This window comes from Lactobacillus jensenii DSM 20557, assembly GCF_001436455.1.
GTDB lineage: Bacteria > Bacillota > Bacilli > Lactobacillales > Lactobacillaceae > Lactobacillus > Lactobacillus jensenii.
Map to the genome: position 1 here is coordinate 44,380 of NZ_AYYU01000010.1, position 11,787 is coordinate 56,166.

Genomic DNA, 11,787 nt, shown 5'->3' on the forward strand with positions numbered 1-11,787 from the left:
GCGTCCCCTCAAAAAGAAATTACTATATTCTATTATAGCAAAAAGAAAGCGTGCAATAATCATTGCACACTTTAATTACTTAATAATTATAATCATCATCCGAATTGGCGTTTTGTTTGACTACTAATCTCTCCAACATAATTTAAGTTACATACTAAAAAGAACGAAAAAATATTAATACTTCAAAGAATATATCCTTGATTATCAAGATTTTGGTATTACAGAAGAAATTTACTCTAAATATACTTTATTAAATAGGTCTAATTGCCATTTGTTTTGCTTGAGAAACCACCAATTTCGTTGCATCAGCTGAAATATCAGGTGGATACCCGTATTTTCTTAAAAGGTGTCTAACAGCCATTATCATTTTAGCTTGAACAGCAGCTCTTCGTTCCCAATCAACACCTGCATTAGCCTTGACTGTCTTTACTAGTTCTTTGGCAATTAAATGTAATTTTTCTTCACCTAAAACTTGTACAGCTTTTTCATGGTTTGCTAAAGCATCATAGAAAGCAATTTCTTCTGGAGTTAAACCAAGATCTTTACCTTTTTCCTGTTCAGCATTAATTTTTTGAGCCATTTCAATCAACTCTCGAATAACAATTTCAGTGTTTATCCCACGTCTATTATATTCAGCAATTGATGCTTCAAGCATTTCTTGAAATTTCTTACCTTGCACAATGTTCATTTGCAAACAAACTTTAATCTGTCCTCGTAGAATTTTCTCCAAAATTCTAACTGCTAAAGATTTTTCATTTAGGTTCTGAACTTTCTTCAAAAACTCTGGAGAAATTGTATCCAATCTTGGCTTTTCCAATCCTAAAGATTTATATACATCTACTTCAGGTTCAGCAATTATTGATTGGTCAATCATTTGACGTAAGCGATAATCAATGTTCTTTCTTTCATGATCATCATTGTTGGAAAGTAATTTCATGATAAATACTTTAACTAACCTAAAGAATGCTATTTCTGGCCCAATCTCTTGAGCAGCTGGCTGAATTGCCACTAATGCATATAACTTTTGAGTCTCTGTTACTACATCACAAAACTTTTGAATTGTGTCTTTATCTTCAGCAATTAACTCATTTGCAACCTTATTAACTGTCCTAGTTCTTACAATATCATCTTTCGAATCGAAGCCCGAATAGTCTATTCCGTATAAGAAATCATTTTTAATGATATTGTACTTATCTTTAAGTAGTGCCAAAACCTTTTCGACATTAATGCCTACTTGATCTTTGTCATCTTTAGAATAAATACTTAATGCAAGTTTTAAAGAATCCGCAATACCAATGTAGTCAACAATCAAGCCACTATCTTTATTTTTGAACACTCTGTTAACACGAGCTATCGCCTGTATCAAATTATGACCTTTCATAGGTTTATCAACATACAAAGTATTTAAACTAGGTACATCAAATCCAGTTAGCCACATATCAACAACTATTACTATTTGAAGTTCATCTGAGTTGTCTTTCATACGTTGTTGTAAAATACGACGGTCTTGCTTGCTAGTATTATGTTTAGCAAGTTCTGGGCCATCTGAAGGACTAGAGGTCATTACGATCTTTATTTTTCCTTTGTGGATATCTGAACTTTCCCAATTTGGACGCAATTTTATAATCTCATTGTATAATTTGACAGCATTGATTCGAGAGATTTCGACAATCATAGATTTACCGAACTCTTCTTTTTGCCGAGCTTCAAAATGAGATACAAAATGCTTAGCTATAGCTTCCAATCTTTGCTTAGCACCAGCAATAGCTTCAAGCTTAGTTAATTCTTTATTTCGAGCTTCTTTTTCTGAATCAGAAGCTTCGGTATTTAAATCATACTCATCCATCAACTCATTAAACTTCTCTTCTGAGCCTGATTTAAGTTTTAAAGGAATTATATGACTTTCATAAAAGATCCTAACTGTTGCGTGATCTGCTACAGATTGAGTTATATCATATACATCAATATAATTACCAAAAATTGCTACAGTTGACTTATCTGCTGTATCAATTGGAGTACCAGTAAATCCAATAAATGAAGCATTAGGTAAAGCATCCCTCAAATATTTTGCATAACCATATCTAACACCGTTCTTAGTAAGTTCAGCCTGCAGACCATATTGAGTTCTATGAGCTTCATCTGCCATAACAATTACATCAGATCGATTAGTTAAAACTGGCATTTCATTTTCCCCACGTTCAAAATCTGGAGAAAACTTTTGAATTGTACTAAAGACAATTCCACCTGAATTACGGCTCATATAATCTCTAACTTCATCACGATTTTCTGCATGATCTGGTGTTTGTTGAAGATATTCATGAGCCTGAGCAAAAGTACCAAACAATTGATCATCTAAATCATTTCTATCATTAATCACAAGAATAGTTGGATTACCTAGTTTTCTAGCAACAATTCCTGAGAAGAAAACCATCGATAAAGATTTTCCTGATCCTGTAGTATGCCAAACAACACCTATTCTTTTATCACTATTAGATTTCAAAGCACGTTCAGCAGCAACAACTGCTTTATTAACCATATAGTATTGATGGTATGCAGTTAATATTTTTACCGTACTATCACCATTGGTCTCAAAAATAATAAAGTTTTGAATAATATTGAGTAAGGTTTTAGGCTTCAACATATACTCAATTAAAATATCGAGTTCCAGGCTACCTTCTGGTACTAATTCATTTTTAGGTTGTCGCCAACGCATAAAGCGATCAAAACCTGCAGTCAAAGAACCTGCACGAGCATTAACTCCATCAGAAGCAATTAGGATTTCATTGTATTTCATGTAGTCTGGAATTTCAGCTTTATAAGTTTGTAACTGTTCGTACGCTTCTTTTACAGTAATATTTTCATTATCAGGCTTTTTAAGTTCAAATGTAATTAAAGGCAGTCCGTTAACAAATACAGTGATATCGGTTCTACGGCTTTTTTCACCTTGTACAATTTCAAATTGATTAGTAGCTAAAAAGTCATTATTTTTCCAGTTATCAAAATCGATTACATGCAAAGTAACAGTCTTATTTTCTCCATTCTCAGATGTCTTTATCTTCACACCTTCAATCAGCAACTTGTGCATGTAATGATTGTTAATCATCATATCTGGATTATCAGCTAATTTGGAAAATTCATGCAGAGCACGACGATAAATATCATCTGAATAACCTGGATTTAATTCTTTTAAGACTTTAGACAATCTAGGTTCAAGGATGAACTTGGTATGATCATTATTTCTTTCAGCATCGATAATTTTACTAGTATGATTGTATACTTCACTTTTAATAACTTGATATCCCTGTTTTTCTAGGGACTCAAGGGCATCATTTTCTATACTTTCTTCTTTAATTGAATTCATGACTTCACCTCTTTCAAATATTGTTTGTTAGGATAAATGATAATTTAGTAGCTTAGAAGTATTTAGTTAATAAATTTTCTTTAAATGTCATTAAAGATTGATTTTCTTTAATAAGTTCTAACCTTTTTTCATAAATTGGAGACATGATTTTATTAAATTTATCGAATGATACTTTATCAGGTATTAGAACTTTTGAGCTTTTTAGGTCATTTCTTTTTATATGCCCCATAGTCGTAGCCTTGCCAGCAGCAATTGATTGAAACTTATGTAAATGAAATTTAGTCCATTCATAAATAAACCAATTAGGGTATTCGCTAGATGTAACTTTAAATAAATGTTGATTTAAGCCTGACTTATTTCCTGACCATATTTTAACTAATAAAGTACCAGACCATGAGAATATAATATCACCAGTATTTACAATAACTTCTGGGTCTATATTAGCTGAACAGCGATCTGAATTATTATCGGTACTACCTTGGTTTAATTCACGTATTTTTAAAACTGGTAAACTTTCTGAATTTTCAGTAGGCCTAAATTTTTGCATTGCCAATCCGTTTTTATAATTTGCAATATTTGTTAAAGATGAAACTTCAAATTTTGAATTGATTATTTTGTTATTAAAAATTGTCGTCATTAAATCATCTAAATTATCATTTATCTGATTGTTAAGTTTAGATTTTTGATATAGATTCTTGAAAATAAAACTAATTTTCTTTTGCTTTTCTAAGCTTGGTATTTCAAATTGTAAGTTGGCAATATCATCTGGTTTTACTGCTGGATATGTAGATTTTGATGTTTCACCAATATCCTGCAATTTTTGCGTTGTGGATTTAAGACTTAATAATAAAAACAAATAGAATGGATCAACTATTTTTTTATCTGGATGCACTACAGCAAAACCTGTACTATAAATCCAATCACAGTTATTTTTATCAATAAAGCCATAATGCAAATTATTAGGCCTTACTGTTGATATTACAGTATCTCCGATAGCTGCTTTTCTTCTTGCCCTACTAGGTGCTTCAGTAATATTGTCATATCTAATAGGTCTAATAAAACAATTATCAGTAACTGAACTCGTATCCTCATAATTTAAGGCACCAGAGTATAATTTTGGCTTAATAGAATTACTGTTAATCTCGGCTATTTGACTAACTTTATATTTCATACCCTAACTCCTTCAAAACATCCTTTATCTCATCTTGAAGTCGATCACTCTCTTCAAATTGCTTCTTCAATTCACCAGTCAATCTCGCCATCTTAACTTCATATGGTTCACCATCATCTTCTTGTTCAGCTAAGCCAACATAACGTCCTGGCGTTAATACATAGTCATTTTTAGCAATTTCATCTAATTTAGCAATCTTACAAAATCCAGCAACATCTTCGTATTTTTGTTTATTAGTTCCACGATATGCGTGATAAGTATCAGCAATCTTCTTAATATCTTCATTGCTAAATTCTCTGTGAGTTCGGTCTACCATTTCACCTAATTCACGAGCATCAATGAATAAAGTTTCTCCACGACGATCCCGTTCATCTTCAGAATTCTTATTCATATCAATAAACCATAATGAAACAGGAATTCCAGTTGAGTAGAACATCTTATCTGGTAAAGCAACAATCGCATCAATCTTGTCTGCTTCTAAAAGATTTTTACGAATAGCTAATTCTTCTTTGAGTGTGGTTGATAATGCTCCATTAGCTAAAACGAAACCTGCTTTTCCATCTGGATTAAGCTTACTAATAATATGTTCAATCCAAGCATAGTTAGCATTTCCTTCAGGTGGAATACCATATTTCCAACGTGGGTCATCTTTTAATTTTTCTCCACCCCATTTTTTAACGTTAAATGGTGGATTAGCCAAAATATAGTCAAAATGAGTTCCTTTATGCAAGTCGTTAGTAAAAGTATCTGCTTGATGCGCCCCAAAATTGTTGTCAATACCTCTAATGGCAAGATTCAATTTGGCTAATTTCCAAGTAGTTGGATTTGATTCTTGTCCATAAACTGACAAGTCAGCAATCTGACCTTGGTGTTCTTGAACGAATTGTTCTGATTGTACAAACATCCCTCCAGAACCACAGCAAGGATCATATACGGTTCCCTTAAATGGCTCTACCATTTCAACCAAAGTTTTAACTACTGATCTCGGAGTATAGAATTCTCCACCATTTTTCTTTTCATTACTAGCGAATTTTTGTAGGAAATATTCATAAACTCTTCCAAGAATATCTCTTTCCTTTGCCTCTTTACCACCCACATTAATGTCTGAAATTAAATCTACTACTCCACCCAATCTAGATCTATCTAGATCTGGTGATTCATAATTTTTACTCAGAATTCCACGCAATGATTCATTATCTTTTTCAATAGATTCCATTGCATGATCTATTACTTCACCGATTTGTGGAGTTTTAGCTGCTTTTTGAATATTGTTCCATCTTGCTTCCGGACTAACCCAAAAAATATTATCTGCTAAATATGCATCTGAATCTTCAGCATCTTCTGGATAATCAGATTTTAAAAGTTCTTGTCTTTTTTCTTCAAAAGAATCTGACACATACTTTAAAAAGATTAACCCTAAAACAACATTCCGATATTCTGATGCATCCATGCTTCCACGTAATTCATCACACGCTGCCCACAATTTATCTTCAAATTTTAAGTCATTTGATTTGCTTGCCATAATTTGTCTCTTTCTATTATCTTTACTTTTGAATTTTACACTAACTCAAATTCCTTAATTATTATTTCTTATTTTCTTTTCATTAATTTCAAAGACCAATTCTGCTGGATCTATTCCGTATATTTGAAATAGCTTATTCAATACATTCAATTTATTCCATGTATTTGTTCTTCCATAAACATATAAATCATCTGCTACTTTAGTAAATTCATTTTTTTCAGTACCACTTAAATAACATTTCCATCCCTTTGTAGCATGCATTGCTATTACCTTATATAGTGGAGTTGGATCTATTTCATATAATGCTTCAATCACATTTACATACATTTCAATCCAAGATTTAACTTGATAAGGTGTTCCTTTAAATGTATAACTAACTATCTTAGTACCTGCAAAATCATAATCTTCATCAAGTGTACGACTTACTTTTTCACGTTGCTTAGGCTGAAAATTAGTTTCAGGATATGGCCATAATTTCAAAGCAAGTTCCTTTAAGTAATCGTTTCTAGCAAGTAATTCTTTTTCAGTCCATTGATTACAATTTTTCAAAAAGTCATTAAGTCTAAAACCACTTTGGTCAAAACCATTATCAATATGCTTTTTTTCAATAAAGCTTCGATTAGAATACTTACTGTTGTAAGCAGTCAAAGTTAAATTGGCCAATTTATTTATCCATTGAGTATAGATCCTCTTATAATCACTACCTAATGTATTTTTCCATGAATCAGATAATGTTTGCGGCATAATATGTTCAATTGTATAATTTCCATCTTGCATATTATCTACAACATTAACATGCTCGCGTGAGTCTTGATTTTCAAGTCTATCAAATAAATATTTTCGAGCATTTTTATTCATATCATAGATATCCTTATCATCAAATGATTTTAAAAATTCAGAATCTTTAGGATATCTAGAACTATCTGCTTTATTAATAAGAATATAACTTAAAACCGGTAAAAATTCTGTATTTCCTTGGTTAGTCAACTTAATAGTTTCACTAAATAAAGTAGCAAAAATTTTATTTAAGGCATTTGTAGGGAATGAACACATTGTACGTCTAAAAATAAAAGTTTCCACTACTTTCAATGATCCTATAAGTGCTTTAAAATCAATCTTATTTAATTTCCAATAATTAATCAAAGGTAATAAGAAGGGCTTAATAACTCTCATATCTAAAATATTTAATCTATGCAATACTTCATCTACTTCTCGCTCTCCGGTTGAAGCATTGCTAATATCACGATTAATTTCTGAATATCTTTCCAAATCACTAAGTAATTCTTCTATATCAGAATCATTTTTCTCACTATACTTTTTAAATTCAAGATAAACTTTTTGAATTTTAGGAACTCTCTTCAAATTAAAAGTCAGATAATTTCTTAGGAAATTAGAAACCTCATAATTTGTATTAACTTCAATCTTATTCCAATAATTTTCATATAAGCTTTCTTGAACTTTTACTGGCTGGTTCATCAAGACATAGTTTCTAACTTTATCAGCTTCAGTCAAATCTAGTCCCGTTGAATTTAAACTTTCAAAAATTAATTGAGCGTCATCTTCTCCTTGCTTAAGAGAAATATCAATAATCATTAACTTCTGAATAGCCTTAAATAACTCATCCGCAGTTAGTTCTTGATCTAAAATTCTTTCATAAAAATATCTAAAGTTATTAGTTAAATTAGAACTCAATAAATAATCTTTTTCATCTTTAAATAGTCGCTTTAACGCCATTTCATCATTCTTTACAGGTTTTAAGCGTAATTTTTTATCTTCTGGTTGAAATTCATCTTCAAGGTAGCTACTCTTATTCTTCGTGCTAATTGCGGATCAGCACTTGTAATTTTTTCTTCTTCAAGAAGCTTTACTAATGCAAGCATTAAAAGATACACTGTAGTAATTCGTTGCTGTCCATCAATAATTGAGACTTCTCCTATACCTTCTTGCGTACCCATTTCAACTACACTACCAAAGAAATGATTTTGACGATTGTTTTTTATTAATGACACTAAATCATCAAATAATTGACGACAGTTATCACGAGTCCAATCGTAATTTCTTTGATAAACTGGAATAATCATTCTTACATTTGAGCCGTCATAAAGAGAAATTAATCTTTTTTCTGATCCTTTCATAAGCTACCTCCACTATTTTCTTTCTATATAATTATATCCCAACAGTCACGCACTTCTCCACCACATCCCTGCACATTGTCAGCACCCAATTTTCCGCTATAATAAGAGCTATAGTTAGATACTATGGAGGGAATATATGAATACTAAAAATAAAAAAGTGTGGCTAATTGTTGGTATTGTAGTTGGCGTACTTTTGTATGCTTTTCACTCTACAAGAGCTATCATTACACATCACGCAGATACCGCTAGTTCCAGCAAGGTTGAGAAGAAGGCTACCAATTCTTCAACTGAATCTACCCAAAAAGCTAGCTCAAGCACTTCAAAAGCTGCCAAGAAAACTGACCCAGCAGCTGCTGCTTTAACCAAATACAAGGTTGCTGATCTCAGCCAAGCAGTAGGCGACCGTCAAGCCTTTAATCCGCAGGCTATCAACTCAGCCCAATTTGGTGCTTTCATCTTACTTTATGCTGCAGGCAAGTTGCCAAATAGCTTTTACAACCAGATTTTAACCACTAGTAACAAGACCAACTACCTCAACATCTCTGGTGGCCCTGATGATAAGGACAAGTCTAGATCTGAATTCACCATTACCGCTGAACAAACTGAAGCTGCTTATGGCTACTTTGTTAGCGGCGACAAGGTTCAGCTCTTCCAATCAGTTGGTGAAAATCCGCTTGAACCTGAATACAAGATTTTAGGCCAAGCAAGCGTTAAGCAAATCATCGTCTACGTTGCTGAACACTACTCAGATGCCCAAGTTAAGACTTACGTAAATCGCGTCAACAACACTCAAGGTTTGACTCAATAATTAAGCAACAAAAAAACGGTCTCACATAGGTATTCCTATGACTGAGGCCGTTTTCTTTTATTTAAATTTCCTACATATACTTACTAAAGTCCACCACTTGGTCATACTTAGCCAAGCTTTCACTATCATAGTGGTGGTTAACTTCAATGAAGGTTAAGTCTGAATTAAGCAAGTAATTTTCAACATCAGCTGCGGTCTTTTTATCAAGTGAAGCGTTAATTTCATCTAATAATAAAACTGGCCGCTTAGCTAAAATCGCCCGCGCAAGGCCAATTCTTGACAGTTGCCCACCTGAGAGCTGATCCGCATTATCACCTAACTGATAGTCAAAGCCCTTCTCTCGAACCAAGTCACCTAAGTCAAGTTGCTCGCACACTGCTCTTACTTCACTTTCTGCAAGATCAGCTCCTAAGGTTAGATTAAACCAAAGACTTTCAGGAAAGATAATCGCCTTTTGACTAGCGTAACTAAATAAGTTGCTAAACGCACCAGCTTTCACAACTGTATCATCAAGCTTAATTTCACCTGCGCTCCCGAAGTCACCATATAACAAGAATTGGAGTAGCGTCGACTTTCCTGAACCTGATGGTCCAATGACGGCAAGCTTTTCCCCTTTATTCAAGGTAAAGCTAATACCGTTTGCCAACTTATTACCTTGCCGACTCAAGTTAACATCTTTAACTGCTAAGCTACTAAAGTCAGAAATTGCAGCTTTTTCAGCCTTTTGACCTTGAGCTGACAACTGCTTAATTTTTTCAACGATATCCTTGGTGGTTGTTAAGTTATTCCGTTCACTCAAAATTTGCAAGATTGGGTTAACGAAGGAGTTCGATAATTGAATAATCGCAAATAAAGCGCCAAGAGTTGTTTGGCCTTGAATAACCAGCACCACCCCAATTGCAAACGGTACAAGGAAGGTGCCGCCAATTGCAATAATGTTCAAGAAGGCATTGGTATTATTTTTCGCTAGGTTCATCTTGGCAAGCTTATCTTCAAGATTGTCAACAGTGACCCGATTTTGCGCAACTGCTGCATTTCTTTTATTGAATAAACTGAAAACTTCAGTCCCAGCTAACAAGTGCTTAGTCTGGTTAACGTACTTATCATTGGCCTTAGTCCAGGCAACGGAGCTAGTTTGAATTTGCTTTTGGAAGATGTTTGACACAACTGCTGGCAGACTAGCACCAACTAAGAAGACCAGTGTCAGCATCCAGTTGAGGTAGAGCGAATAGCCTAGAGCCAGCACGACTGTATATGAATAGAACAAGATTTGAATCTCAGCTTCATAGCGATTAGTCTCAAGGAGCTTGAAGTCATTGGTCAAAAAGCCCAAGTTCGCACTATCTTCGTGCTTGCTAGTAAGCATTCCCTTAAGCACGCTAGTCCTAAGCTTAACATTAGTAGTTTTAATCGCGTCAGCTTTCAAATAATTAAAAATTAAATTAGAAATCAAGACTGCCGTTAAGATGACCACTAGCTGAATGAATAGCTGAGGCAATGCTGAGAATTCTTTCTTAGTAGCCATATTGGTTAAGCTACCGACCATGTAGGCCATAATAATATTTTCGGTACTATAGATTAAGCCAAAAAAGTTAAGCCAAAAGAACTTGAACTTTGAATAGTTTTGGTAGATCATGGCTCTTCCTCCGTTTTTATTAATAATTTTATTTTTTTATAATAGTATCATATATTTTAACCAAAATAAAAAAGTGTCGAAATTGACACTTTTTATCTTGCCAAATAGCGTGTTAAGTCTTCCATGCCATTATCATCTAAAAATTCACGAATTCTCTGAGTTTTATTCTTTTCTCCGGATAACAACGCATGATAATAATTGGTATAAATCTTCAAAAAGCAATAATTCTTTAAAGACGGATCCACTTGTTCTAACCATTTAAAAGCTAGAGTTATTGATTTACCTTTTAAAAATGAAGATTTATACGCTTTGTCTAAGAAATTTATTAAGATTGAAGAGATAATTTCTTTAGCTCTAATACTTGTTGCACTAGGTGCTTTCTTGCTAATCAGTGATCCAATAATTGAATTTAATTCTTCTATTTTTAAAACAGGAATTGATATTGACAACAGATTCAAACTCAACTCATCCCAATTATCTGAGTTAAACATCAGCTGTTTAACTTCTTTAATTGTTTCGTCATCAATCTTTTCTGGGCCATATTTTAATCCTTGATAAAGTAGTTTTGCTTCGACTCGTAGCCCCCTAGCCAGCCGATTATTTTGACTATTTGGGAATTTATCTATCGCATCAATAACTTTCAAAAGTCCATCAGTATCTTTTTGATAATAAGCATTTCCCACTAACCTGTGTAAATTATCAAAGTTACTTTTTCCGAAGGTGTTTTTTTCAAAATTAAATTCCTCAAAGAAGTCCTGAATTCTAATGCCATGCAAATTAAGAATATCAATTAAATCTTGAGCATTAATTTCATGGATTCCGCGCTCTATCTTCGAATAATAGGACTTAGTTAAAACATCTCCTGCCATCTCACTTTGGCTGAGATTCAACTTCTTTCGTGTAATTTTCAATGCTTCCCCAATTTCCATAGCTATCCCTCCCGGTATTTAAGTTAAGTATATCATCACGATATCTTTTTCACCTGATAATTGTATACAAAAAGCTGGTAAATCAGCATGGGCTAACTTACCAGTTTTTTATTTTGGGGAATATTTTTCAGCAATCTTTATTTCTTTGCTGTTTTTATAAGATTTTTCCTTTGGGGCGAAATTAGTTATTTTCGCTCAAGATAGCTTTTATTTCTTCATCTGAAA

At 33.1% G+C, this 11,787-nt stretch carries 8 protein-coding genes; 1 reads left to right on the forward strand and 7 read right to left on the reverse strand.

Annotated elements, in window-relative coordinates; all coding sequences use genetic code 11:
• Positions 1-250: 250 nt before the first annotated feature.
• From FC45_RS04065 to FC45_RS07865, 5 genes are read right to left on the reverse strand one after another with little or no spacing between them, the layout of a single operon-like run.
• A complete protein-coding gene (locus FC45_RS04065; RefSeq protein WP_057706398.1) occupies positions 251-3,361 on the reverse strand; it encodes a type I restriction endonuclease subunit R in 3,111 nt (1,036 codons plus the stop codon).
• Between the two features lie 52 nt (positions 3,362-3,413).
• Positions 3,414-4,532, reverse strand: coding sequence for a restriction endonuclease subunit S (locus tag FC45_RS04070; protein WP_006585687.1), 1,119 nt, complete (start codon positions 4,530-4,532; stop codon positions 3,414-3,416).
• Positions 4,522-6,054 carry a class I SAM-dependent DNA methyltransferase gene (locus FC45_RS04075; RefSeq protein ID WP_006588819.1) on the reverse strand — a complete coding sequence of 511 codons (1,533 nt, stop codon included), beginning with the start codon at positions 6,052-6,054 and terminating at the stop codon, positions 4,522-4,524. The genes FC45_RS04070 and FC45_RS04075 overlap by 11 nt, the downstream gene beginning before the upstream one ends.
• Before the next feature lie 54 nt (positions 6,055-6,108).
• A complete protein-coding gene (locus FC45_RS04080) occupies positions 6,109-7,788 on the reverse strand; it encodes a DUF262 domain-containing protein (RefSeq protein ID WP_236694514.1) in 1,680 nt (559 codons plus the stop codon).
• Between the two features lie 20 nt (positions 7,789-7,808).
• Positions 7,809-8,189, reverse strand: coding sequence for a DUF262 domain-containing protein (locus tag FC45_RS07865; protein WP_236694515.1), 381 nt, complete (start codon positions 8,187-8,189; stop codon positions 7,809-7,811).
• A 136-nt stretch (positions 8,190-8,325) separates the two neighbouring features.
• Between FC45_RS07865 and FC45_RS04085 the strand changes: the two genes are divergently transcribed.
• A complete protein-coding gene (locus tag FC45_RS04085; RefSeq protein WP_006585686.1) occupies positions 8,326-8,997 on the forward strand; it encodes a hypothetical protein in 672 nt (223 codons plus the stop codon).
• 70 nt (positions 8,998-9,067) lie between these two features.
• On the opposite strand, the gene FC45_RS04090 is transcribed toward FC45_RS04085, so the two are convergent.
• Together FC45_RS04090 and FC45_RS04095 are read right to left on the reverse strand one after the other, a co-directional pair.
• Positions 9,068-10,633, reverse strand: a complete 1,566-nt coding sequence (locus tag FC45_RS04090) for an ATP-binding cassette domain-containing protein (protein WP_006588232.1) — start codon at positions 10,631-10,633, stop codon at positions 9,068-9,070.
• Between the two features lie 92 nt (positions 10,634-10,725).
• A complete protein-coding gene (locus FC45_RS04095; RefSeq protein ID WP_006588231.1) occupies positions 10,726-11,562 on the reverse strand; it encodes a helix-turn-helix domain-containing protein in 837 nt (278 codons plus the stop codon).
• Positions 11,563-11,787 lie beyond the last annotated feature (225 nt).